The organism is Rhizobium leguminosarum bv. trifolii WSM2297, assembly GCF_000271845.1.
This window is the reverse complement of sequence record NZ_JH719395.1, coordinates 1,084,845-1,107,840: the sequence shown is the minus strand read 5'-3', so window position 1 is coordinate 1,107,840 and position 22,996 is coordinate 1,084,845. Positions and strand designations below refer to the sequence as shown.

At 62.5% G+C, this 22,996-nt stretch carries 21 protein-coding genes; 9 read left to right on the top strand and 12 right to left on the bottom strand.

The genetic code is table 11. The features are described 5' to 3' along the window. Positions 1 to 231: 231 nt before the first annotated feature. Entirely contained in the window at positions 232 to 858 is a 627-nt protein-coding gene (locus RLEG4DRAFT_RS20690) for a DUF922 domain-containing Zn-dependent protease (protein ID WP_003579604.1), read from the bottom strand. Between the two features lie 101 nt (positions 859 to 959). On the opposite strand from RLEG4DRAFT_RS20690, the gene folP reads away from it, so the two are divergent. From folP to folK, 3 genes are read left to right on the top strand one after another with little or no spacing between them, the layout of a single operon-like run. Further along, positions 960 to 1,829, top strand: a complete 870-nt coding sequence (gene folP, locus RLEG4DRAFT_RS20685) for a dihydropteroate synthase (RefSeq protein ID WP_003579603.1) — start codon at positions 960 to 962, stop codon at positions 1,827 to 1,829. Then, complete coding sequence (gene folB, locus RLEG4DRAFT_RS20680; RefSeq protein ID WP_003579602.1) at positions 1,826 to 2,191, top strand: dihydroneopterin aldolase; 366 nt, start codon at positions 1,826 to 1,828, stop codon at positions 2,189 to 2,191. Before folP ends, folB begins: the two co-directional genes overlap by 4 nt. Further along, complete coding sequence (folK, locus tag RLEG4DRAFT_RS20675) at positions 2,184 to 2,699, top strand: 2-amino-4-hydroxy-6-hydroxymethyldihydropteridine diphosphokinase (protein ID WP_037093909.1); 516 nt, start codon at positions 2,184 to 2,186, stop codon at positions 2,697 to 2,699. Before folB ends, folK begins: the two co-directional genes overlap by 8 nt. A gap of 67 nt (positions 2,700 to 2,766) precedes the next feature. On the opposite strand, the gene RLEG4DRAFT_RS20670 is transcribed toward folK, so the two are convergent. The 4 genes from RLEG4DRAFT_RS20670 to RLEG4DRAFT_RS20655 form a co-directional block, all read right to left on the bottom strand. Continuing rightward, positions 2,767 to 3,318, bottom strand: a complete 552-nt coding sequence (locus RLEG4DRAFT_RS20670; RefSeq protein ID WP_003579600.1) for a hypothetical protein — start codon at positions 3,316 to 3,318, stop codon at positions 2,767 to 2,769. 210 nt (positions 3,319 to 3,528) lie between these two features. Further along, complete coding sequence (locus tag RLEG4DRAFT_RS20665) at positions 3,529 to 4,608, bottom strand: YcjF family protein (protein ID WP_003579599.1); 1,080 nt, start codon at positions 4,606 to 4,608, stop codon at positions 3,529 to 3,531. Beyond that, a complete protein-coding gene (locus RLEG4DRAFT_RS20660) occupies positions 4,605 to 6,080 on the bottom strand; it encodes a YcjX family protein (protein ID WP_003579598.1) in 1,476 nt (491 codons plus the stop codon). Before RLEG4DRAFT_RS20660 ends, RLEG4DRAFT_RS20665 begins: the two co-directional genes overlap by 4 nt. Before the next feature lie 75 nt (positions 6,081 to 6,155). Next, on the bottom strand, positions 6,156 to 6,650 hold the full coding sequence (locus RLEG4DRAFT_RS20655) for a SixA phosphatase family protein (protein WP_003579597.1): 495 nt from the start codon (positions 6,648 to 6,650) through the stop codon (positions 6,156 to 6,158). A 276-nt stretch (positions 6,651 to 6,926) separates the two neighbouring features. On the opposite strand from RLEG4DRAFT_RS20655, the gene dksA reads away from it, so the two are divergent. Next, on the top strand, positions 6,927 to 7,346 hold the full coding sequence (gene dksA, locus RLEG4DRAFT_RS20650) for an RNA polymerase-binding protein DksA (protein ID WP_003569003.1): 420 nt from the start codon (positions 6,927 to 6,929) through the stop codon (positions 7,344 to 7,346). A 62-nt stretch (positions 7,347 to 7,408) separates the two neighbouring features. Here the strand turns inward: dksA and RLEG4DRAFT_RS20645 are convergent, their stop codons facing one another. Together RLEG4DRAFT_RS20645 and RLEG4DRAFT_RS20640 are read right to left on the bottom strand one after the other, a co-directional pair. Then, the gene (locus RLEG4DRAFT_RS20645; protein WP_085061916.1) at positions 7,409 to 8,173 is read right to left on the bottom strand and encodes a DUF1062 domain-containing protein; all 765 of its coding nucleotides are present in this window, start codon (positions 8,171 to 8,173) and stop codon (positions 7,409 to 7,411) included. Positions 8,174 to 8,452: 279 nt separating this feature from the next. Further along, on the bottom strand, positions 8,453 to 9,502 hold the full coding sequence (locus RLEG4DRAFT_RS20640) for a flagellar biosynthetic protein FliO (RefSeq protein WP_003579590.1): 1,050 nt from the start codon (positions 9,500 to 9,502) through the stop codon (positions 8,453 to 8,455). 307 nt (positions 9,503 to 9,809) lie between these two features. On the opposite strand from RLEG4DRAFT_RS20640, the gene cckA reads away from it, so the two are divergent. Continuing rightward, entirely contained in the window at positions 9,810 to 12,413 is a 2,604-nt protein-coding gene (gene cckA / locus RLEG4DRAFT_RS20635; protein ID WP_003579587.1) for a cell cycle histidine kinase CckA, read from the top strand. 251 nt (positions 12,414 to 12,664) lie between these two features. Here the strand turns inward: cckA and RLEG4DRAFT_RS20630 are convergent, their stop codons facing one another. Then, entirely contained in the window at positions 12,665 to 13,591 is a 927-nt protein-coding gene (locus RLEG4DRAFT_RS20630; RefSeq protein WP_003579585.1) for a pseudouridine-5'-phosphate glycosidase, read from the bottom strand. Between the two features lie 30 nt (positions 13,592 to 13,621). After that, positions 13,622 to 14,566, bottom strand: a complete 945-nt coding sequence (locus RLEG4DRAFT_RS20625; protein ID WP_003579583.1) for a carbohydrate kinase family protein — start codon at positions 14,564 to 14,566, stop codon at positions 13,622 to 13,624. 229 nt (positions 14,567 to 14,795) lie between these two features. Here RLEG4DRAFT_RS20625 and recA point away from each other — a divergent pair, with 229 nt between their 5' ends. From recA to RLEG4DRAFT_RS20610, 3 genes are all read left to right on the top strand, one after another. Beyond that, positions 14,796 to 15,884: a recombinase RecA gene (gene recA / locus RLEG4DRAFT_RS20620; protein ID WP_003579581.1), complete on the top strand. Its 1,089-nt coding sequence runs from the start codon at positions 14,796 to 14,798 to the stop codon at positions 15,882 to 15,884. A gap of 153 nt (positions 15,885 to 16,037) precedes the next feature. After that, the gene (gene alaS, locus RLEG4DRAFT_RS20615; protein ID WP_003579579.1) at positions 16,038 to 18,692 is read left to right on the top strand and encodes an alanine--tRNA ligase; all 2,655 of its coding nucleotides are present in this window, start codon (positions 16,038 to 16,040) and stop codon (positions 18,690 to 18,692) included. A 137-nt stretch (positions 18,693 to 18,829) separates the two neighbouring features. Next, positions 18,830 to 19,681: an AraC family transcriptional regulator gene (locus tag RLEG4DRAFT_RS20610; protein WP_003579578.1), complete on the top strand. Its 852-nt coding sequence runs from the start codon at positions 18,830 to 18,832 to the stop codon at positions 19,679 to 19,681. A 42-nt stretch (positions 19,682 to 19,723) separates the two neighbouring features. On the opposite strand, the gene RLEG4DRAFT_RS20605 is transcribed toward RLEG4DRAFT_RS20610, so the two are convergent. The 3 genes from RLEG4DRAFT_RS20605 to RLEG4DRAFT_RS20595 all read right to left on the bottom strand — a co-directional run bounded on the left by RLEG4DRAFT_RS20605 (position 19,724) and on the right by RLEG4DRAFT_RS20595 (position 22,165). Further along, complete coding sequence (locus RLEG4DRAFT_RS20605) at positions 19,724 to 20,350, bottom strand: glutathione S-transferase family protein (RefSeq protein ID WP_003579576.1); 627 nt, start codon at positions 20,348 to 20,350, stop codon at positions 19,724 to 19,726. 87 nt (positions 20,351 to 20,437) lie between these two features. Beyond that, a complete protein-coding gene (locus RLEG4DRAFT_RS20600) occupies positions 20,438 to 20,884 on the bottom strand; it encodes a GNAT family N-acetyltransferase (protein WP_003579575.1) in 447 nt (148 codons plus the stop codon). 69 nt (positions 20,885 to 20,953) lie between these two features. After that, positions 20,954 to 22,165 (bottom strand): NADP-dependent isocitrate dehydrogenase, encoded by a 1,212-nt coding sequence (locus RLEG4DRAFT_RS20595; RefSeq protein WP_003579574.1) that lies wholly within the window; start codon positions 22,163 to 22,165, stop codon positions 20,954 to 20,956. Between the two features lie 188 nt (positions 22,166 to 22,353). On the opposite strand from RLEG4DRAFT_RS20595, the gene RLEG4DRAFT_RS20590 reads away from it, so the two are divergent. Further along, entirely contained in the window at positions 22,354 to 22,881 is a 528-nt protein-coding gene (locus tag RLEG4DRAFT_RS20590) for a hypothetical protein (RefSeq protein ID WP_003579573.1), read from the top strand. The last annotated feature ends 115 nt before the right edge of the window (positions 22,882 to 22,996 follow it).

The window sequence follows — 22,996 nt, the reverse complement described above, 5'->3', positions numbered from 1 at the left end:
CATTACCTACGGATGAGGGAGGAACATCCGCGGCTTCGGAACGCGCCAGGAGAACCCAGCGATGAAAGGGCAGATGCCGTAGCTGCACTTTCGAATGTGTTCATATTAACGCGTTCCGGTTGAGTCTGCCAGGATGAAAAATGACCATTCATTCGCTGGGGAGGGGGTAAGTTTCGCACAAGTTTCGTTGTGCAGCTAAGGTTTTCCGCTCGCAACGAGCCCGAAAATGCCCTATTTTTCGCCGGCTCGGCCGTTGATTCGATTGTTCAGCAATCTCAGCATCCGCTTCTGGAAATTGACCGCCTCGACCCGATCAAATCGCGCCTGCTGCCGATCGTGCTCCTCTATACCGCGAGCTGATTCGCCGGAGACGCGTTCCTGCATGGCCTCGCAGCTGCGCTGCTGCGGCAGGGCACGGATGGCGCGTTCCATGGCGCGGGCCTGATCGCGGGCGATTTCGGCGTGGCGCTCCTCATGGCGCTTGATATCGCTCGACAGGGCGTCCCAGATCATCGACAGCTCCTTGCTGGCGCCCTTGCGGCTGTTCCAGCGCGGCAGGATGATCTGGGTGTGGACCGTGACCTTGACGTTGCCGACGCGGCAACGGCCATTATCCTGGATATAGGTGGCTTCACCGCCGAAGCGGATCTTCGTTGCGCCGGGATGGCGCGCCGAAGAGCCGCTCGAAGTCGGGCCGCGCCGGCTGAGTTCGCGGTCGAGCGCATCCGCGGTTTTGCCGCGAATGTCGAAATAGGAATAGCTTTTCGATGCAATCACTTCTGCTTGCGCTGGGCTGCAGACGGAAAGAGCAATGGAAAAGGCGATAGGAAGGACCATATAACGCACTGCAAGCGGCATTCTGAACGCAACCCGTGTTGAAATCGGGCGGAGCTTGGGGCATAGCCACCGCAAGCGCAATATCAGGTGGCGCTTTTTTCGCGATCGATGGGATAAGTCTGGTGGCAGGGTTCGAAGGCAGTTTATGGCGGGTGGGCCATGGCCGGCAGATCGAACTCGGCCGTCGTTCTCTGATCATGGCGATCGTCAACGTGACACCGGACTCCTTTTCCGACGGCGGACGCTTCGAAACCGTCGACGCGGCGGTCGAACACGCGCTTCAGGCGGTGAGCGAGGGTGCCGGGATTATCGATATCGGCGGGGAATCGACCCGGCCGAACGCCGCTGCCGTCAGCCCTTCCGAGGAGCAGGCGCGCGTGCTGCCGGTCATCGAGGCGCTGCGCGGGCGCACCCAGGCGCTGATCTCCATCGATACCTATCGCGCCGAGACGGCACGGCTGGCGGTCGGTGCCGGCGCCCATATCGTCAACGACGTCTTCGGGCTGCAGAAGGAACCGGATATCGCCGACATTGCCGCGGCGACCGGGGCCGGGCTCTGCATCATGCATACCGGCCGCGACAGGGCGAAGCTTCCCGATGTGATCGCCGACCAGGTGCATTTTCTCAAACGGTCGCTTGCGATCGCAGCGGCCGCCGGCGTCAACAGCGACCGCATCGTGCTCGATCCGGGCTTCGGTTTCGCCAAGGAGACGGCGGAGGAGAATCTCGAACTGATGGCGCGGTTTTCCGAACTTTCCCGCTTCGGCCTGCCGCTGCTTGCCGGGACGTCGCGCAAGCGCTTCCTCGGTGCGGTGACGGGGCGTGAGGCGGCAGACAGGGATGCGGCGACGGCCGTCACCAGCGCTCTGCTCAGGCTTCAAGGGGCTGCTGTTTTCCGGGTGCACAATGTCGCAATCAATAGGGATGCGCTTGTTATCGCCGATGCTATGCTGAATGCGCGCCAGGAATTCGAGAGGAAGCGGCCGACATGACCACCTATACGATCACGCTGCAGAACTGCGCCTTCTTTGCGCGCCATGGCGTGCATGACGAGGAGGAATTCCTCGGTCAGCGCTTCTTCGTCGATGCCGAGCTCGATGTCGTTGCCGGTGAGGCGCTGGAAAGCGATTCGATCAACGACACCGTCAATTACGGCATCGCCTTCACCGTGATCGAGCAGATCGTCACGGGCAAGCGGCGCTACCTGATCGAGGCCCTGGCGCTCGATATCGCCAAGGGGCTCTGCGAGACATTCCCGCAGGTCCGGCGGGCGAAGATCACGGTGCGCAAGCCGAATGCGCCGGTGCCCGGCGTGCTCGATTTCGTGCAGGTGAGCGTTGAGCACTTTGCCTGAGGCCGCTTGGCAATCGGCCACACTCGGCCTCGGCGGCAATATCGGCGATCCCGTCAAGGCGATGGCCGCCGCACTGCAGCGGCTGGACGAACGAGATGACTGCCGGGTTACGGCGGTCTCGCGACTCTACCGCACGCCGCCCTGGGGCAAGACCGACCAATCCTTCTTCTTCAACGCCTGCGCTGCCGTCGAAACCCGGCTGGAGCCCGAGGCTTTGCTCGATGTCTGCCTGTCGATCGAGCGGGAAATGAAACGCGAGCGTGTCGAGCGCTGGGGTCCGCGCACGCTCGATATCGACGTGCTGACCTATGGCAACGTCATCCAGGAGGCGCCGCGGCTGGAACTGCCGCATCCGCGCATGACCGATCGCGGTTTCGTGCTGATGCCGCTTGCCGATATCGCGCCGGGTCTGCTGGTCAAGGGCAGGGCGGTCAGCGACTGGCTGCCGGATGCGGAAGTGGCGGGCATCGAGGTTGCCGACAACAACCCCGACTGGTGGCAAATCTGAGGCGGAGATCCTGAAACGGAAAACGGCGGGAGACCCGCCGCTTCAGGAAAATCCGCTCTGCGATTATCTACTGGATCGAACCGACGGCCATCTCGTCGACCTGGCGGGTCAGCGTCAGGCCGATGACCGGGATCATCTGGCTTTCGACCTTGACCGAAACGGTGACGTTCATCGTCTTGTCATCACGCACGCGGGCGATCATCGCGCCGTTCAGCTTGGCGCGGTTGATGCCGACGACGACGGTATCCTCGCTGACGGCGCCGGAGACGACGTCAAGACCCTTGCCGGCCGCACCGTCGAGGAACTTGCCCTTGTAGGTCGACCCCGACTGCGAAATGACGGCGGTCATCGGCTGCTTGAAGACGCCGACGCGGCAGGTGCCGTCGAGCTTGATGCCGGCACCGCTGTCGCCTGTGGGTTCACCGATCAGGTTGCAGGTGAATTTCGTGCCCTTGTACTTGCCGGCGACGATTTCGCCCGGGCCCTTCCAGGAGCCGGCGACGGAATCGAAGAACGCCTTGTCACGGGTTGCAGCGGTGGCTGCCGGAGCGACATCTGCGACGGGAGACAATGCCGCGGCGGCCAGGCCGCATATGATAAGAAACTTGCGCGAATACATGGATTTTCCTTGGCAAGCGCCACTCAAGAACTGGCTGCAAGTTTTGCCGAATAATGGTTAATCCTTCCTTTCGATTGTGCCGAAATGCACGGCGATACAGGGTTTTCGCGCGACGACGGTCTTAAATAGTCACTGATAGATCTTTGAATCTGCTATAAGTTTTTCGACATTACGCCGGGGAAGGCAAGGCTTGGGGATTAGCCTCGTCGATCAAGGAGTGTTGCCGCGCGGTGACATGGAGGGCGTCAGATCGCCGATGAAATCACCGATTCCCGGCCGTTTCAGCGCATGGAAGGCGAGCGGGCGGCAGAGATCCATCGCCGCGATTCCAATGCGGGCGGTCATCAGGCCGTTGATGACGCCTTCGCCAAGCCGAGCCGAGAGCCTGGAGGCCAGCCCATGGCCGAGCACCTGCTGGACGAGGCTGTCGCCGACGGCGATCGAGCCGGTGACGGCAAGATGCGCCAGCACGTCGCGCAGCAGACGGAACATGCCGAGGGTGCCGGGGCGGCCGCCGTAAAGTTCGGCCATGGCGCGAATGAGGCGCACGGCCTCATAGAGCACATAGAGCAGGTCGACCACGGCGCGCGGGCTGACGGCGGTGACGATCGAGACGCGTTTCGAGGCGTTGACGATCAGCGCGCGGGCCTTGCGGTCAAGGGGCGCGAGCAATTCACGTTCGGCAAGCGCAATCAGATGCGGGGGGTCGATCACCTCGCCTTCCGTCGCCTTCAGCGTGGCGCGGCCCTTCGATGTCTCGGGATTGGCCGAAAGCAGCGTGGTGAGGCGGGCGATGACGGCGCGCGCCTTTGCCGGCCGGGTTTCGGCAATCGCAGCTTCCGCTTCGGCCTTGATCGCCTGGACGGCGGCAAGGCGCATCATGCCGGCTGTCTCACGGATGACGAGGGCAAACACGGCAAGGATGCCGACCGCAAGCACGGCAAGCGCCGCGTAACCCAGCCAGTCGGCACGGGTGAAGAGATCGCGGATCAGGCTATCGGTCCAGAGGCCGATGCCAAGCGACAGCAGGATGCCGAAAGCGCCGGCGGCGATCTTGCCGAAGGAGGTTCGCCTCCTCAGCGGCGTTGCGACCGGAACCGCGCTCAGATCCTTATCGGGATTGAGGAAGGGATCATCCTCATCAGCCGTCACGACGATGTTTTCGGAAAAGCTTTCCGGCTTGCGCCGCTGCTCTGCCTGGCGGCCATTGTCGCGCGGCCCTGTGGCCTCATCCTCGAAGGTGAAGGCGGCAGGTGGGCGGCGCGGCGGATCGGAGGGGGGCTTGCTCATGCGAGACGGTCTCCGAACAGGAACTGCATGGCGCGGTCGAGGCGGATATGCGGCACCGACAGCTTGATGCCGCCGCCGGTTTCCTCAAGTTGCGGCGGGCGGAACCTGACGACATTGACATCGGGCAGATGCAGGCCGGGCTCGCCGGAGGCGATCCGGTCGAACAGGTTTTCCGGATCCTCAGGCAGGTCGCCGGGAAAGATCGCGGTCTTTCTCTGGCCGTCGAAACGCTCACCGGCGATGGTTTCGCCGTCCATTGGCGTGCCGACGATGACTGGCAGCTCATGGCCGTCGCGCTTGACAGATGCCTCGCGAGTGGCGCGCACGGAGGCGAGCGCCATGACGTCGATGCCGGCGCCGGCCATGCCGATGCGGTCGATGGCGCGATCGACCAGCCGGCGGGTCAGCGCATCCAGCCGGTCGTGGCTTTCGTGGTGGAGATGATCAGCCTTGGTGGCAGCAACCAGCACGCGGTCGATGCGGCGCCCGAGCAGCGAGGAGAGCAGCGAATTGGTGCCGGGGCGGAAACAGGCGAGCACATCGGTCAGCGCCCGTTCCAGATCCTGGACGGCTTCGGGGCCGCGGTTCATCGCCTGCAGCGCATCGACCAGCACGATCTGGCGGTCGAGCCGGGCGAAATGCTCGCGAAAGAAGGGTTTGACGACAACGGATTTATAGGCCTCGTAACGCCGCTCCATCATCGTCCAGAGCGAGTTGCGGCCGGGACGGCCGTCCGGCGGCAGCGCCAGCGGCGCGAAGGTCAGCGCCGGCGACCCGTCGAGATCGCCGGGCAGCAGCAGGCGGCCGGGCGGCAGGGTGGAGAGCGAGCGTTCGTCGGCCTTGCAGGCCTTGAGATAATCGGCAAAGGCGGTGGCGAGGTCGCGGGCGACCATCTCGTCGGCGCCGGCCTGGATATCGGCGGCATGTGTCAGCGCCAGCCACCCGCGCGACAATTCGGAGCGCACGCCGGTTTGCGCCAGCGCGATCGTTTCCTCGCTGAAGGTGCGGTAATCCTTGCCGAGCAACGGCAGGTCGAGCAGCCATTCGCCGGGATAATCGACGATGTCGATCGACAGGCGGCCGGGCGAAAACAGTCGGTTCCAGCCGCTGGCGCTCTGATAATCCAGCGTGATGCGCAGTTCTGATATGGCGCGGGTCGAATCCGGCCAGATACGATCCTTCACCAGCGCACGGATATGATCTTCGTACTGGAAGCGTGGCACGGCATCGTCGGGCTGCGGCTCCAGCCGCACCGCCGAGACGCGGCCCGACTGCACCGGCTCGAACAGCGGCAGGCGGCCGCCATGCAGCAGATTGTGCACCAGCGAGGAGATGAAGACCGTCTTGCCGGAGCGGGAGAGGCCGGTGACGCCGAGCCGCACGGTCGGATTGACAAGGCCGCTCGCGCGATCGGCAAGATTGTCGAGGGCGATGCGGGCATCGTCGGCAAAAGATGTCAGGCGTGGCGGCAAGGCGCAATTCCGGTTGGTGACTGCCGGCAATATAGGAAGGGCGCGCCGCCCGAAAAAGACGCGGCGCGAAAGCTTTCAGACGACGACGAAATCGGTGAGACGCCAGCCGGCGGCGGCAGCGTCGTAATCGACGATGGCAAGGCCGGCCGTCGGGAAGCCGCCTGGAAGGGCGCTGACCATCGCCTCATGGCCGATCAGCGCTTCCAGCGCCTGCTCCATGGTTGGATTGTGGCCGACCAGCATGACGGCCGCCTCATCCTGCGAATCGACGATTTCGAGATAGTTATCGACCGTGGCGTTGTAGAGTACATCGACATAACGCACCTCGAGCGTGAGGCCCATCGCCCGATGGACCGCATCGGCGGTGCCGCGGCAGCGCAGCGCCGTTGAACTGATCAGAAGATCGGGACGATAGCCCTTGTCGGCGGCCTTGTCGCCAATGATCTCGGCATCGCCATAGCCCTTTTCGTTTAGCGGCCGGTCGAAATCGCGCTGTCCGGGTTCGGCCCAGGCGGCCTCGGCATGGCGCAGGAGGTAGATGCGGTTGGGCGGAGGCAGCGGTACGGTCATGGGCAAATCCAGGATCGGGCGGGTCTTTTCAGTAGCGGTTGCGCTTGGCCGCCGTCAATCGCCAGCCATGCCGCAACTGCCCAAAACGTGGCTGACAACACGGCGTTTTGAAGGCGAAGAAGAAAACGGTGGGCGGAATAACCATGACAAAATAGGTCGTTAGCCTAAAATTGTAACAGATTTAAAAATCTGTTTACCTGTCGTATTTGGCTTGAATCGCGGCTAGCGCTTGGGATATACACCCGCCCAGATGAGATGTTCTTCAGGAGAATCGCGTTGAGTGAGAAGATCGATCTTAGCAATTACGTTCCCTCGGAAGAGGAAGAGTTCATGAACGTAAACCAGCGTGCCTACTTCAGGACCAAGCTGGTTGCATGGAGAAATGATATCCTTCGAGAAGCGCGTGAAACCCTCGACCACCTGGCCGAGGAAAGCGCAAACCATCCCGACCTCGCCGACCGGGCGTCGTCGGAAACCGACCGGGCGATCGAACTTCGCGCCCGCGACCGGCAGAGAAAGCTGATTTCCAAGATCGACGCGGCACTGCAGCGCATCGAAGACGGTACTTACGGCTATTGCGAGGAAACCGGCGAACCGATCGGCCTCAAGCGTCTCGACGCTCGCCCGATCGCGACGCTGTCGATCGAGGCGCAGGAGCGCCACGAACGCCGCGAAAAAGTCTATCGCGACGAATAATGGTTTTCATGCAGACATGAGCAGAACAAGCGCCGCGATCGGATCGCGGCGCTTGTCGTTGATCACTGCTCCACGGCAGGATCACCTGTCGCCAGAAGTTTCCACGATTGCTCGTGCCCGGCCTCCACGGAGAGGTCGATCGTGACAAGGGTGCCGTTCCTGATTCGTCGTCGCAGAATGTCTGCTTTCTCAGGATCCGTTCGAAGCATGCCGTCTGCGTGAAGAGCCTGCAGCCTCGAGCGTGAAAGCTTCAGTTCCGAGGCCAGCAGACGGTCGAGGCGTGTGCTGGTTGGGACCGGGACCGCCAGTTCGATTGCCAATTTCGTCCAATCTGCAGTTTCGTGCTGCATCTCCTTGGCGATCTCAAATTCGGCAAACTCGTCGACACGCAGCGATTTGTGCCGGAGAGCATCGAGGTTGAAGCTCTCCGCCTGGATCCAGTCCGGATCGTTCGATTGCAGCGCGTCAAGGATCGCAGGATCAATGTCGCGGACATTGCGGCGCTCGATGATCGGCCGGTTCCACGTCCTTTCACAGATCAGGCATTTGTAGATAAGCCAGGCATCGAGCTTGCGGCCGTTGGCGTTGAGCCGGATCTTGCCGCTGGATTGGAAGGCTCTCAGGCCGCCGCATCCGCCGCAGGCAATCCAAGGCTGGGGAGCTGTCTTGGGAATAATGGTCCATCGGACCCGAAGCGTCTTGCACATATCGTCTTGGTCTTCCGTTCGGAAGTCCACCAAGATGGTGCATGAGAAAACCCTTTCGGGCGCGGTGTGGCGATGTTGTGGGCGGCTGAAGAGCTGAGACAGCGGAGCTGCACATGGCACATTGTAACAATGCCAAACCGGTCTCTCGCCACCACCCGATGAACATGTTCGCATGCCGCCAGCGTGACGCTACGGCAGTACGGGTGAAACTGGAGTGAGACCGGTCTTTACTTAGGCAAAGTGCAACCTCAGATGCGCCAACGCTCTTCACCCCGATCGATATCAAATGATCGGCGTGATGGGGAGGTCCGAGACATTCGGAAACTGAAAAAGCCGCGCATTGCGGCTTTTATGCAACTTCAAATGGCGGCAACCCGGTGTGACGCGGGCGCGTTGCCCTCATTTGTCGCGATTGACGCTCATTTCGCCGAAGATGCGGGCGACTTCCTTCTGCAGCTCCGTATCGGCGCCGGTGATCGGGGGAAGCTCCGGATCGCGGCGTGGCAGGTTGCCCGGCTGCGGCTGCGGCATGGCCTGGCGCGGGGCCTGGTTTGCCGGCACCGGGACGATACGTTCGGCCATCAGATTGTTCGACATCTCCTCTTCCAGCACGCGCTGGAAATCACCGCGGATCGGCGGTGCGGGCGCATCGTCCATTCCAGGTAGGCCGCGCGCTGCGGCCGGCATGTCCTGGACAGATGGTGCCGAGACCTCGGGTTCGATGCGCTGCTGCGGCAGCACGCGCTGGCGGGCGGCATCGAGAATCTCGGCCGCACTTGCGGTATCGTGGAAGGCTGCGGGCGCGACCGGGGGAGCGACGGTACGCTCCGGCGGGCGCGGCTGTGGCGGGGCAGGCGGAGGAATGTCGCGTTCGGCCGACAAGGGCGCTGTCACGGGGTTTGCCGGAAGAGGGCTCGTCGCCACCGGCGGTGCCACGGTCGGCTGGGCCTGCGGTTCGGGGCGCGGGCGCGGCTCCGGCGAAACCGGTGCGGGGAAGGAAGGCTCGGCTGGCGGTTCGACCCTGGCTGCGGCAGGGGTTGCGACTGGCGCTGCAACTGCGATGCGGGGCGGAGAAACCGGTGGCGTTTCCGGGCGCGCCGGGGATATTGGAGGCTGTTCTAGGTGTTGCGGGCGGTCGGCGGTTGCCGGCTGTTCGGCCGTTGCGGACAGGATACGGCTTTCGATGACGATATCGCTCGGGCCGCCGATCATGATCAGATGCTCGACGTCATCGCGGCGCACCAGCACCAGCCGGCGACGGGTATCGACGGCAGCGGCATCCAGCACCTGCAGACGGGGCTGGCGGTTGCGGCCGCCGCGCACGAAGGGCGAGGGCGCCCGGCTGCGGATCACCCAGAGCACCAGGATGAGCAGGAGAAGCGCCAGACCGACGCCACCGGCGGCAAGCAGAAAACGGCTGCCATAAGCTCCGACAACATCATCCAACATAATCACTCACTCCATTTCATATTCGGCACATATTGACGACTTTTCCGTTCCTTAGGCAAGGGCCGCCGGTGCTGTCCAGTCACGGGAGAACGCGATTTCGTGTTCCGCTGCTTGGGCGCCCGGCGACCTTGCGCACGGGCAGCCGCCTCAGCGTTCAGGGGCAGATGGCGCTGTTGCCTGTGAATTCAAGCAGTCTTGCCGGCCGTCGGTGTTTTTGCCGACGCGGCAAATTGCTAAGAAGGAAAGAGTGCCTGATTCCCGCTTCGTGTTCGTGCTACGAAGCTGGAGGGGCTTATGTGAGGAATACATGACGAAACCGCGTCAGGCCGACGATTATAACGCACCGCTTGTGGATCGTGGGGGGCGTTCTGGCACGGTTTTGCGGATCCTTCTGCTGGCCCTCGTGCTGATCGCAGCCGCCGGCGGATTCGTCGTCTTCAAGAGATCGCTCGACAATGAGGTCGTGCTCGGCGGCCTCGGCGTGCTCGCCATGGTCGGCATCTTCTTCCTGGTATCCTCGGTTATCGGCTTCATCGAGGTGATGCCGCAGCGCCAGTCCGACAGCCTGGCGCGCGCCTTCCTCAACAGCCATCCCGACGGCACGCTGATCACCGACGAAAAGGGTCGGATCATCTATGCCAATGCCGCCTATGGCGCGCTGACCGGCGCGCGCAAGGCGACCGAGGTGCAGACGCTGGAAACCCTGCTGTCGCGCCACCGCGAATCCAACGAGGCGCTCTACAGGCTGGTCAACGGCCTGCGCGAAGGCAAGGAAGGCCGGGAGGAATTCCGCCTGCTGCGCGCCGTCGGCCCTGGCAGCAACAGCTCCGGCGCGCATTGGTACCGGCTGAAGGCGCGGCTGCTGCAGCCGGAGGAAAACGGCGGCAAGCCGCGGCAGATCTGGCAGATCACCGACATCACCACCGAGCGCGACGACCAGGAGCGGTTCTTCAAGGAGCTGCAGAACGCGATCGACTATCTCGACCATGCGCCAGCCGGTTTCTTCTCAGCCGGGAGGAAGGGCGAGATCTTCTATCTCAATGCGACGCTTGCCGAGTGGCTCGGCCTCGATCTCACCAAATTCGTGCCGGGCTCGATGACGATCGGCGACGTGGTGGCGGGCGAGGGGCTGGCGCTGATCCAGTCGGTGCAGGCCGAACCCGGCCTGAAAAAGACCGTGACCCTCGATCTCGATCTGCGCAAGACCAACGGCCAGAGCCTGCCGGTGCAGATCATTCACAGCGTCACCTCGATGCGCGACGGCGCACCCGGCGAAAGCCGGACGATCGTGCTGGGGCGCGAAAAGAGCGAGGCCGGCGGCCAGTCCGCTTCGGCCGCCGCCATGCGCTTCACCCGCTTCTTCAACAACACGCCGATGGCGATTGCCTCGGTCGACGGCGAGGGGCGCATCCTGCGAACCAATGCGCCGTTCCTGAAGCTGTTTTCCGGCGTCGTCTCGCGCGACGACCTCGAAAAGGCGCCGCATCTCGAAACCATCGTGCAGGAGAGCGACCGGCCGCAGCTGGCCGAGGCGCTGGCGGCGGCCAAGGATCGGCAGGGCGACATCGCGCCCCTCGATACCCGCACGCCGACCGACGAGGCGCGCTATTTCCGCTTCTATGTCAATGCCGTCATCGACCAGAGCGACGAGGCGCCCGAGGAGGCGGCGATCGTCTATGCCGTCGAGGTGACCGAGCAGAAGGCGCTGGAAGCGCAGATGGCGCAGACGCAGAAGATGAATGCCGTGGGAACGCTTGCCGGCGGCATCGCCCATGATTTCAACAATGTGCTGACGGCGATCCTGCTTTCCTCCGACCACCTGCTATTGCAGGCGCGGCCGGCCGATGCGAGCTTCGCCGACCTGATGGAAATCAAGCGCAACGCCAACCGCGCCGCGGTGCTGGTGCGCCAGCTGCTCGCCTTCTCGCGCAAGCAGACGATGCGGCCCTCGGTGCTCAACCTCACCGATGTTGTCGGCGACTTGCGCATGCTGGTCGACCGGCTGCTCTCCGGCACCAATGTCAAGCTCGACGTGCAATATGGCCGCGACCTCTGGCCTGTCAAAACCGATCTGTCGCAGTTCGAACAAGTGCTGATCAATCTCTGCGTCAATGCGCGCGACGCGATGCCCGAGGGCGGCACGCTGACGCTGCGCACCCGAAACCTGACCGCCGCCGAAGTCTCCGCCTTCAACTATTCCTATATGCCGGCCGAAGACATGGTGCTGATCGAAGTCGCCGATAACGGCACCGGTATCGCGCCGGAAATCATGGACAAGATCTTCGAGCCCTTCTTCACCACCAAGGATGTCGGCAAGGGCACCGGCCTCGGCCTCGCCATGGTTTACGGCATCGTCAAGCAGTCGGGCGGCTATATCCAGCCGGAATCCGAAGTCGGCAAGGGCACGACCTTCCGGGTCTTCCTGCCGCGTCACATCCCGGAGCCGGCGGTGGCCGCTGAAGCCGGTGCGATCGACAGCGCCGTCGCCGAGATCGGCGTGCGGCCGGAGGCGCCAACCGCGCAGCAGCCGGAGGACCTGACGGGATCGGCGGTCATCCTGCTCGTCGAAGACGAGGAGGCGGTGCGCCGTGGCGGCAAGCGCATGCTGGAAACGCGCGGTTATACCGTGCACGAGGCAGGCTCAGGCGTCGAGGCGCTCAGCATCATGGAAGAGCTCGACGGCAAGGTCGACATCGTCGTTTCCGACGTGGTGATGCCGGAAATGGACGGCCCGACGCTGCTGCGCGAGCTGCGCAAGACCTATCCCGACATGAAATTCATCTTCGTCTCCGGCTATGCCGAGGACGCCTTTGCCCGCAATCTGCCGCCGGAGTCGAAATTCGGGTTTTTGCCGAAGCCGTTCTCGCTGAAGCAGCTTGCTGTTGTGGTGAAGGAGACGCTGGACAGCTGATCGGTGAGTTGTGAGGATGTGCCATTTGGCACCCCCCTCTGCCCTGCCGGGCATCTCCCCCACAGGTGGGGAGATCGGCTGGACGCACCGGTTTCCTCAAACAACAAGCGTTGTAAACTCGGCAAAACCGTAGACGTGTCCGATGGCCAAGCCGCTTGTCGATCTCCCCCCTTGTGGGGGAGATGTCTGGCAGGACAGAGGGGGGTGCGACACGGTACGACCTATCGGCGCGATGTCAGCGTGGTCCGCTTTTATTCCCCCAGCGCCACGGCAATCTCCGCCGCAAGCCGCGCATTGTTCTCGACCAGCGCGATATTGGTCTTGAGGCTCTGGCCGTCCGTCAGGTCAAAAATGGTCGAGAGCAGATAGGGCGTCACCGCCTTGCCGGTGATTTCGTCGCGCTCGGCGCTGTCGAGCGCGCGCTCGATGTAGATTTCCATCTCCTCGCGCGCGATCTCGTCGGCTTCCGGCACCGGGTTGGCGACGAGCATGCCGCCGTCGATGCCGAGCTGATCGCGCACCGTCTGGAAATTGGCGATGGCCGCTGGGCTGTTCAGCGAGAGCGGGCTGCGGATGCCCGAGGAGCGCGACCAGAAGGCCGGGAATTCTTCGCTCTCATAGGTGACGACGGGAACGCCGCGGGTTTCCAGCACTTCCAGCGTCTTCGGAATATCGAGGATCGCCTTGGCGCCGGCGCAGACGACGATGACGCCGGTGCGCGCCAGTTCTTCCAAGTCGGCGGAGATGTCGAAGCTTTCCTCGGCACCGCGGTGCACGCCGCCGATGCCGCCGGTGGCAAAGACGCGGATGCCGGCGCGGGCGGCCGCAATCATCGTCGCCGCGACCGTGGTAGCGCCGGTGCGGCGCTCGGCGATCGCAAAGGCAAGATCGGCGCGCGACACCTTCATCACCTCGGTCGCCTTGGCGAGCTGTTCCAATTCGCCTGCTTCAAGGCCGATGTGCAGCGTGCCGTGGATGACGGCGATGGTTGCCGGCACCGCGCCCTGTTCGCGGATGATCGCCTCGACGCTGCGGGCCATCTCGATATTGCCGGGATAGGGCATGCCGTGGGTGATGATCGTCGATTCCAGCGCCACCAGCGGCGCGCCGCGCTGCTTGGCGCTGGCGACCTCCTTCGAATAGGCGATCGGCAGAAGAGGGGAGATGGGCTTGGTCATGGTCGTGTCCTGTATTCGATAGCTGCCGTTTCAATGCAGAATTCTGACCTGTGGAACAAGGGCAAGGGCCTCATTGAGCAGATCCGGCGTCAGATTTTCGTTGACGGCGTGCCGCGACTGCACCGTCAGTGCCGCCGCTGCGGTGCCGTGGCGGACGGCTTCCTCGAGCGGCAGGCCGAGCATCAAGGCGGCGAGCGTGCCGGCGGCAAGGGAATCGCCGGCACCGGTGACATCGGCGACGATATCGGCGACCGGTGGCTGCAGCGTCACGGCGCGGCCCTCGCTCATCGCGACGAGTTCGCGGCGACCGCGGGTGACGACAGCGTTCCGGATGCCGATCTCGTTCAGGAGTGGTGGCCAGGCGCCGGCATCCTCCGGCTGTCCGCCGGTCAGGGCGGCGGCCTCGGCCTCATTCAGGAACAGGTAATCGATATCGCCGATGCAGGGTTTTAGCCTGACGACCTTGGCCGGCGAGATGGCGATCGCCGCGACGGGCTTGGCCAGGGAATGCGCCTTGGCGACGATCGCCGCGATCGTCTCTTCCGGCAGGTTGGCATCGAAAAGGACCAGATCATGGGCGGCGAAGGCCTCTCGCACCCAGCGGATGGAGAGACGTCGCGGCACGAAGAAGCGGTAGAGATCCATGTCGGCAAGGGCGATCACCAGATTGCCGTCCGTCTCGATGATCGCCGTGTAGCTCGGCGTCTTGCGGTCGAGGAAGACGAAAGGCCGGTCGTCGATGCCGGCGAAATCGGCGGCTTCGCCGACCATCTCACCGATGGCATCGCCGCCGCGCGGCGAAATCATCGTCACCTGGAAGCCGAGCCTTGCGAGATTGCGCGCCGCATTGAAGCCGCCGCCGCCCGGCTCCTCGAACCAGGTCCCGGGATTGCTGGCGCCAGGCGCCGTCTCGCCGGAAATGCGGCCGCGTCTGTCGATATGGGCGCCGCCGAGAACGAGAATCTTTCCGGTCATTTCAGCCGCTCTCCTGATGCTCGGAAAGCGAATCGATGCGATGCGTTTGGACGGCCGCGTGTCGGCACTTCAGGCCTAAGCCGTTGCTTTGCATCGATAAAACAAAAATAGAACACGGGCCGTTTTACCTTTTTCTTTCAATTGTTTGATCGCCTATTGCGAGAGTGGAACAAATGGGGTACAAACTCGACATTGCTTGGGCGGCTTCAATAACCTACAGGTGGATCGAATGTCTCAGAATTCATTGCGGCTGGTAGAGGACAAATCGGTGGACAAAAGCAAGGCGCTTGAAGCGGCACTCTCACAGATAGAGCGGTCGTTCGGCAAGGGCTCGATCATGAAACTCGGCTCCAACGAGAATGTTGTCGAGATCGAGACGATTTCGACCGGCTCGCTTGGCCTCGATATTGCGCTTGGCGTCGGTGGTCTGCCGAGGGGTCGTATCATCGAAATTTACGGGCCGGAAAGCTCGGGTAAGACGACGCTTGCGCTGCAGACCATTGCCGAAGCGCAGAAGAAGGGCGGCATTTGCGCCTTCGTCGATGCCGAACATGCGCTCGATCCGGTCTATGCCCGCAAGCTTGGCGTCGATCTGCAGAACCTTCTGATCTCGCAGCCCGATACCGGCGAGCAGGCGCTCGAAATCACCGATACGCTGGTGCGCTCCGGAGCCGTCGACGTTCTCGTCGTCGACTCGGTCGCCGCTCTGACGCCGCGCGCCGAAATCGAAGGCGAGATGGGCGACAGCCTTCCCGGCCTGCAGGCGCGCCTGATGAGCCAGGCGCTGCGCAAGCTCACCGCTTCGATTTCCAAGTCGAACACCATGGTGATTTTCATCAACCAGATCCGCATGAAGATCGGCGTCATGTTCGGTTCGCCGGAAACGACGACCGGCGGCAATGCGCTGAAGTTCTACGCCTCCGTGCGCCTCGACATCCGCCGCATCGGCGCGGTCAAGGAGCGCGAAGAGGTGATCGGCAACCAGACCCGCGTCAAGGTCGTCAAGAACAAGATGGCGCCTCCCTTCAAGCAGGTCGAGTTCGACATCATGTATGGCGAGGGTGTTTCCAAGACCGGCGAGCTGGTCGATCTCGGTGTCAAGGCCGGCATCGTCGAAAAGTCTGGCGCCTGGTTCTCCTATAACAGCCAGCGTCTCGGTCAGGGTCGCGAAAACGCCAAGACCTTCCTGCGCGACAATCCGGATCTCGCCCGCGAGATCGAACTGTCGCTGCGCCAGAATGCCGGCCTGATCGCCGACCGCTTCCTGCAGAATGGCGGACCGGACCCGGATGACGGTGAGTCCGCCGCGGAAATGTGATTTTCGCACGCGCTTCCTCTAAAAATCGAAACCGGCTGCATTCCTGATCAGAATGCGGCCGGTTTTGTTTGTCTGCTGGACAGTGGCGGAGGCGAACGCTAAAAGCCGATGGATTTAGATTTACCTGCCTCCGGCAGCATTGAAGGGCATAGCATGAGCGGTGTGAACGATATCCGGTCGACATTCCTCGACTACTTCAAGAAGAACGGTCATGAGATCGTCTCGTCGAGCCCGCTTGTGCCGCGCAATGATCCGACGCTGATGTTCACCAATGCCGGCATGGTGCAGTTCAAGAACGTCTTCACCGGCCTGGAGAAGCGACCTTATTCGACGGCGACAACCTCGCAGAAATGCGTGCGCGCCGGCGGCAAGCATAACGATCTCGATAATGTCGGTTATACCGCCCGCCACCTGACCTTCTTCGAGATGCTCGGTAACTTCTCCTTCGGCGACTATTTCAAGGAGAATGCGATCGAGCTCGCCTGGAAGCTCGTGACCGAAGGTTTCGACTTGCCGAAGCATCGCCTGCTGGTGACCGTCTATTCCGAAGACGAGGAGGCAGCGACCCTTTGGAAGAAGATCGCGGGGTTCTCCGACGACAAGATCATTCGCATCCCGACCTCGGACAATTTCTGGCAGATGGGCGATACCGGCCCCTGCGGGCCGTGCTCGGAAATCTTCATCGACCAGGGTGAGAATGTCTGGGGCGGCCCGCCCGGTTCACCTGAAGAAGACGGTGACAGGTTCCTCGAATTCTGGAACCTCGTCTTCATGCAGTTCGAGCAGACCGAGCCGGGCGTGCGCAACCCGCTGCCGCGGCCGTCGATCGACACCGGCATGGGTCTGGAGCGCATGGCCTGTATTCTGCAGGGCGTCCAGAGCGTCTTCGATACCGACCTCTTCCGTACGCTGACCGGCACCATCGAGGATACGATCGGCGTCAAGGCGGAAGGCAGCGCCAGCCACCGTGTCATCGCCGACCATCTGCGCTCCTCGGCCTTCCTGATCGCCGATGGCGTGCTGCCGTCGAATGAAGGCCGTGGCTATGTGCTCCGCCGTATCATGCGCCGCGCCATGCGCCATGCCCAGCTTCTCGGCGCCAAGGAGCCGCTGATGTACAAGCTGCTGCCGACGCTGGTGCAGCAGATGGGCCGCGCCTATCCGGAGCTGGTGCGCGCCGAGCCGCTGATATCAGAGACGCTGAAACTCGAAGAAGGCCGGTTCCGCAAGACGCTGGAGCGTGGCCTGTCGCTGCTGTCGGATGCGACCACAGATCTCGGCAAGGGCGACATGCTGGATGGCGAGACCGCCTTCAAGCTCTACGACACCTATGGCTTCCCGCTCGACCTGACGCAGGATGCGTTGCGCGCCCGTGAGATCGGGGTCGATATTTCAGGCTTCAGCGATGCGATGCAGCGCCAGAAGGCCGAAGCCCGCTCGCACTGGGCCGGTTCCGGCGAGAAGGCAACCGAAACCATCTGGTTCGAGCTTAGAGAAAAGCACGGCGCGACCGAATTCCTGGGTTACGACACCGAAACCGCGGAAGGCGTCGTGCAGGCGATCGTCAAGGACGGCGCCGTTGCCGAAGAGCTCAAGGCCGGCGACAAGGTCCAGATCGTCGTGAACCAGACGCCGTTCTACGGCGAGTCCGGCGGTCAGATGGGCGACACCGGTGTCATCTCGTCCGACCACGGCAAGATCGAGATATCGGACACGCAGAAGAAGGGCGAGGGTCTCTTCGTGCATTCCGGCGCCGTCGTCGAAGGCGTATTCAAGACCGGCGATGCGGTCGTTCTGACCGTCGATCACGCCCGCCGGTCGCGCCTGCGCGCCAACCATTCGGCAACGCATCTGCTGCATGAGGCGATGCGCGAGGTGCTCGGCACCCATGTGGCGCAGAAGGGCTCGCTGGTTGCGCCCGAGCGCCTGCGTTTCGACGTTTCACATCCGAAGCCGATGTCGGCCGAGGAACTGAAGATCGTCGAGGATATGGCCAACGAGATCGTGCTGCAGAATTCACCTGTCACCACCCGCCTGATGAGCGTCGACGATGCCATCGAGGAAGGTGCCATGGCGCTCTTCGGCGAGAAGTACGGCGATGAAGTGCGTGTCGTGTCGATGGGCACGGGCCTTCATGGCGCAAAGAGCAACAAGCCCTATTCGGTCGAGCTTTGTGGCGGCACGCATGTATCGGCCACCGGTCAAATCGGCCTCGTGCGCATCCTCGGCGAAAGCGCCGTCGGTGCCGGGGTCCGTCGTATCGAAGCGGTGACCGGTGAATCGGCGCGCGAATATCTCGCCGAGCAGGATGATCGCGTGAAGACGCTCGCTGCCTCGCTGAAAGTTCAGCCTTCAGAAGTTCTGTCGCGCGTCGAGGCGCTGATGGACGAGCGCCGCAAGCTCGAAAAGGAACTGGCCGATGCCAAGCGCAAACTCGCCATGGGCGGCGGGCAGGGCGGTTCTGCCGATGCCGTGCGCGAGGTCGCCGGCGTCAAATTCCTCGGCAAGGCCGTGGCCGGCGTCGATCCGAAGGACCTCAAGGGTCTTGCCGATGACGGCAAGGCCAGCATCGGCTCCGGCGTCGTCACCCTGATCGGTGTGTCCGATGACGGCAAGGCGAGCGCGGTCGTCGCCGTGACACCCGATCTCGTGGATCGTTTCAGTGCTGTCGATCTGGTGCGCGTCGCCTCGGCCGCCCTCGGCGGCAAGGGCGGCGGCGGTCGTCCGGACATGGCCCAGGCCGGCGGCCCCGACGGGTCGAAGGCCGACGAAGCGATCGAGGCGGTGGCCGTAGCACTCGCCGGCTGATCTGTAGAACCCACTGGAGTTCCAAAGGCGGAGGTTCGGCTTCCGCCTTTTTTTTCGTTACGCCTCGAGCAAGTCCGCAGGATTTGTCAAATCTGGATATGGTTCTCTGCAGCCGATCGATTTGCATGAGGTTTGACATGAATGGCCAAACGGCATGGGCACTTTATGAAAGCCGTCTGAGACGGGTTTCCGCCTATATTCACGACCACCTCGACGAGGAGCTGGATATGGACCGCCTTGCCGAGATCGCCTGTTTGTCGAGCTATCACTGGCACAGGATCTACCGGGCGATTTATGGCGAGACGCTGGCGGCCACCGTCAAGCGGCTGCGGCTGCATCGCGCGGCGGGCGAGATCGTCCGCACGGAGCTTGCCGTCAGCGAGATTGCCACGCGATCAGGCTATCCCAATCTCCAATCCTTCAATCGTATCTTCAAGTCGGTCTACGGCATGCCGCCGGCCCGCTATCGGAAAGAGGGAAGCCACACAGCCTTCCAACCCTCACTTAGCGGAAAGACCAAAGCCATGTTCGACGTTACCATACGGGAGATCGCACCGACGGAGCTGATCGGTGTCGCCCATACCGGCTCTTATATGCAGATCGGCAAAGCTTTCGAGACCTTGTTCGGCACACTTTACGCCCGCGGTCTTGCTCGGCCCGACATGCGGATGATCGGTGTCTATCTCGACGATCCCGACATCGTGCCGGCCGAACAGTTGCGGTCGGTCGCCTGTGTCACCGGCTCTGCCGATGTTCCGGCCGAGGCGCCATTCGAGCGGCGCACGATCAATGGCGGCGACTATGCCGTGCTGCGCCACAAGGGGCCTTACGCCCACATGTACAAGGCCTATCAGTGGCTTTATGGGGAATGGCTGCCTAAATCGGGACGGCAGTTGAGGGACAGCGTCATGTTCGAGGAATATCTCAACAATCCACGCGACGTGCCTCCGACCGAACTGATGACAGATATTCACATGCCGCTTGCCTGAGGATATTCCCGGCGCGGTGTGCTGGCCGCGCCGGTTTCACGGTTAGGCGGCCTGCATCGTCTTGCCGGCTTCGTCGTCCAGCGCATTGGCGCGCTTATAGGCTTCGCGTTGGCTGATGCGGCCGAAATAATCGACGAAGGCCTGGCGTTTTTCGATGCTGCCGAAACCGAGGCCCCAGCCGACATGCGAACCGACATAGACGTCGGCGGCGGTAAAGCGTTCGCCGGCGACGTAGGTCGAGCCGGAGACCGCCATTTCGAGGGTGTTCATGACGTCGCCGAAACTGCCGCAGCCGGCCATGCGCAGCCGCTCCGTCGGAATTTCGAAGCCGAGAGCCTTCATCGTCACCGCCGATTCAAGGGGCCCGGCGGCAAAGAACATCCAGCGGTAATAGCGGGCGCGCTCCTCCGGCCTCGGGGCCAGCCCCTTCTCCGGAAAGGTCTCGGCGAGATAGGCGCAGATGGCCGCGCATTCGGTGACGATGGTGTCGCCGTGGCGGATCGCCGGAACCTTACCCATCGGATTGACCGAGAGATATTCGGGCGCCTTCATGGTTTTGTCGAAAGTCAGGAGTTCGGTGCGATAGGGCTGGCCGATCTCCTCCAGCATCCAGCGGGCGATGCGGCCGCGCGACATAGGGTTCGTATAGAATACCAATTCTTCGGTCATCACATCCTCCTCGTGTTGCCGTTACCTCAGACATTGCCGTCGCCCGGAATCAATAGCGCGGCGAGGTCTTTGTGCAACCCTCGATCTTCAGAGAGGTTTGCGGTACTGGATGAAACCCGAGCGCTCGGCGATCCTGTCATAGAGCCCCCGCGCCGTTGCATTCGTTTCGTGCGTCATCCAGTAGAGCCTGCCCGCACCGTTTGCGCGCGCAAGATCGGCGACGGCATCGATCAGTGCGGCACCGGTGCCGAGCCCGCGCTTGATGTCTTCGACATAGAGATCCTGCAGATAACACGTCCATTGCGGCAGCCAGCAGGAGCGGTGAAAGATGGCATGGACGATTCCGACGAGCCGGCCCTCTTCGTCGAAGGCGCCGAGCGCGTGCATCGGTTCGTCGGGATCGTGGAAGCGAGACCAGGTGAGATCCGTCGTCTCGGCGGGAATAACCACCTCATAGAAACGTTGGTAGGCTGCCCACAAGGGTTCCCAGGCGGCGCGGTCAGAAGCTTCGAGCGGGCGCACGATCGCGGTCATTTTCTATCTCCCAAAATGGAAAACGGCGGGGAAATCCCCGCCGTTCAATGCTATCGCGAAAGGACCGGCTTACGCCATGGCCTTCTGCAGGTTCTGGTCGATCTTGTCGAGGAAGGCGGTGGTCGAGAGCCACGGCTGATCGGGGCCGATCAACAACGCCAGGTCCTTGGTCATGAAACCGGATTCGACGGTGTCGACGCAGACCTTTTCGAGCGTTGCGGCGAAGCGGGCGAGCTCGGCATTGTCGTCGAGCTTGGCGCGATGGGCGAGGCCGCGGGTCCAGGCGAAGATCGAGGCGATCGAGTTCGTCGAGGTTTCCTGGCCCTTCTGGTGCTGGCGATAATGGCGGGTAACCGTGCCGTGGGCGGCTTCGGCTTCGACCGTCTTGCCGTCCGGCGTCAGCAGAACCGAGGTCATCAGGCCGAGCGAGCCGAAGCCCTGGGCAACGGTGTCGGACTGGACGTCGCCGTCATAGTTCTTGCAGGCCCAGACGTAGCCGCCCGACCACTTCAGCGCCGAGGCGACCATGTCGTCGATCAGGCGGTGTTCGTAGGTGATGCCGGCTTCCTTGAACTGATCCTTGAATTCGGTCTCGAAGACTTCTTCGAAGATGTCCTTGAAGCGGCCGTCATAGGCCTTGAGGATGGTGTTCTTGGTCGACAGGTAAACCGGCCACTTGCGCATCAGGCCGTACATCATCGAGGCACGGGCGAATTCGCGGATCGATTCGTCGAGGTTGTACATGGCCATCGCGACGCCGGATCCCGGTGCGTTGAAGACTTCCTTCTCGATGACGGTGCCGTCTTCGCCGACGAACTTGATCGTCAGCTTGCCCTTGCCGGGGAACTTGAAATCGGTGGCGCGGTACTGGTCGCCGAAGGCGTGACGGCCGACGACGATCGGCTTGGTCCAGCCGGGAACCAAGCGCGGCACGTTTTTGCAAATGATCGGCTCGCGGAAGATGACGCCGCCGAGGATGTTGCGGATCGTGCCGTTCGGGCTCTTCCACATTTCCTTGAGGTTGAATTCCTTGACGCGGGCTTCATCCGGCGTGATCGTCGCGCACTTAATGCCGACGCCGTATTTCTTGATGGCGTTGGCGGCGTCGACAGTGACCTGGTCGTTGGTGGCGTCGCGGTTTTCGACGGAGAGGTCGAAATAGTCGATGTCGAGGTCGAGATACGGATGGATCAGCTTATCCTTGATGAGCTGCCAGATGATGCGCGTCATTTCATCGCCGTCGAGATCGGCGACGGGATTGGCGACCTTGATCTTGTTCATGTATCTGCCTCGTTCGAGCTTGAAGGGGGACAAGCGTCCCGGGTGGGTAACCTGATGAGGAGCGCTATAGCATTGTGAACCGGGAACGCAAAGCTGCAACGGGTTCGAGAATGCGTTTTTGCCGGCATTGCCAAGCGCTGAAATCTGGCTAGTGTCCGCCTTGATTTGCCCGCCCGGAACATTCGACCATGAAGACAATCGCCGTTGTTATCGCAAGCCTTATCGCCTCTTCGGGCATCGGCCATGCCGCCGATATCACCGTTCCCGTGAAGGAGATCATGGACGCGACTAGGAGCAACTGGGCCGACAATAACGGCGACTGGACCGACATCTTCGATGCGAGCCGGCTCGACCATCTCTACAGCAAGGATTTCGTCGCCACGTACCAGGCCGCCGCGCAATTTCCCGCCGTCGATGACGACGGCATATCGCCCTTCGACTACGACGTCATCGTCAACGGTCAGGATGCATGCCCATTGGAAGATCTGACGATGGCGGCGGCGCCTGTGGTCAACGGGACGGCTGAGGTGACTGTACGCTTCAAGAAATCCGCCTGCTCGGATGGGCCCGATGCCAAGGACTATACGACCGTTCGTTTCGAAGTGGTCGAAGAAGGCGGTACACCAGTCATCGACGATATCGTCACCGAGAATATCGAGACGCAGGGCCGCGATTCCCTGAAGGCGACCATGGCGCTGATTGCCAAGGGCCAATAGGCGCGCGACATTCGATCGATGTCGGGGAATCGATCCCGGGACTATCGTTCCGATCGGTTTCCCGATGGTTTGATTTCTGCTGTTGCGGCGATATCTGTCGATCCTTCCGTGGCAT

What these genes read in the sequence shown, in the direction of transcription:
- recA (WP_003579581.1), top strand. Translation starts at nt 14,796, where the DNA reads ATGTCTCAGAATTCATTGCGGCTGGTAGAGGACAAATCGGTGGACAAA.
- RLEG4DRAFT_RS20665 (WP_003579599.1), bottom strand. Translation starts at nt 4,608, where the DNA reads ATGAGCAAGCCCCCCTCCGATCCGCCGCGCCGCCCACCTGCCGCCTTC.
- RLEG4DRAFT_RS20605 (WP_003579576.1), bottom strand. Translation starts at nt 20,350, where the DNA reads ATGACCGAAGAATTGGTATTCTATACGAACCCTATGTCGCGCGGCCGC.
- RLEG4DRAFT_RS20655 (WP_003579597.1), bottom strand. Translation starts at nt 6,650, where the DNA reads ATGACCGTACCGCTGCCTCCGCCCAACCGCATCTACCTCCTGCGCCAT.
- RLEG4DRAFT_RS20630 (WP_003579585.1), bottom strand. Translation starts at nt 13,591, where the DNA reads ATGACCAAGCCCATCTCCCCTCTTCTGCCGATCGCCTATTCGAAGGAG.
- RLEG4DRAFT_RS20610 (WP_003579578.1), top strand. Translation starts at nt 18,830, where the DNA reads ATGAATGGCCAAACGGCATGGGCACTTTATGAAAGCCGTCTGAGACGG.
- RLEG4DRAFT_RS20625 (WP_003579583.1), bottom strand. Translation starts at nt 14,566, where the DNA reads ATGACCGGAAAGATTCTCGTTCTCGGCGGCGCCCATATCGACAGACGC.
- RLEG4DRAFT_RS20690 (WP_003579604.1), bottom strand. Translation starts at nt 858, where the DNA reads ATGCCGCTTGCAGTGCGTTATATGGTCCTTCCTATCGCCTTTTCCATT.
- cckA (WP_003579587.1), top strand. Translation starts at nt 9,810, where the DNA reads ATGACGAAACCGCGTCAGGCCGACGATTATAACGCACCGCTTGTGGAT.
- RLEG4DRAFT_RS20600 (WP_003579575.1), bottom strand. Translation starts at nt 20,884, where the DNA reads ATGACCGCGATCGTGCGCCCGCTCGAAGCTTCTGACCGCGCCGCCTGG.
- folB (WP_003579602.1), top strand. Translation starts at nt 1,826, where the DNA reads ATGACCACCTATACGATCACGCTGCAGAACTGCGCCTTCTTTGCGCGC.
- RLEG4DRAFT_RS20595 (WP_003579574.1), bottom strand. Translation starts at nt 22,165, where the DNA reads ATGAACAAGATCAAGGTCGCCAATCCCGTCGCCGATCTCGACGGCGAT.
- alaS (WP_003579579.1), top strand. Translation starts at nt 16,038, where the DNA reads ATGAGCGGTGTGAACGATATCCGGTCGACATTCCTCGACTACTTCAAG.
- RLEG4DRAFT_RS20670 (WP_003579600.1), bottom strand. Translation starts at nt 3,318, where the DNA reads ATGTATTCGCGCAAGTTTCTTATCATATGCGGCCTGGCCGCCGCGGCA.
- RLEG4DRAFT_RS20640 (WP_003579590.1), bottom strand. Translation starts at nt 9,502, where the DNA reads ATGTTGGATGATGTTGTCGGAGCTTATGGCAGCCGTTTTCTGCTTGCC.
- RLEG4DRAFT_RS20590 (WP_003579573.1), top strand. Translation starts at nt 22,354, where the DNA reads ATGAAGACAATCGCCGTTGTTATCGCAAGCCTTATCGCCTCTTCGGGC.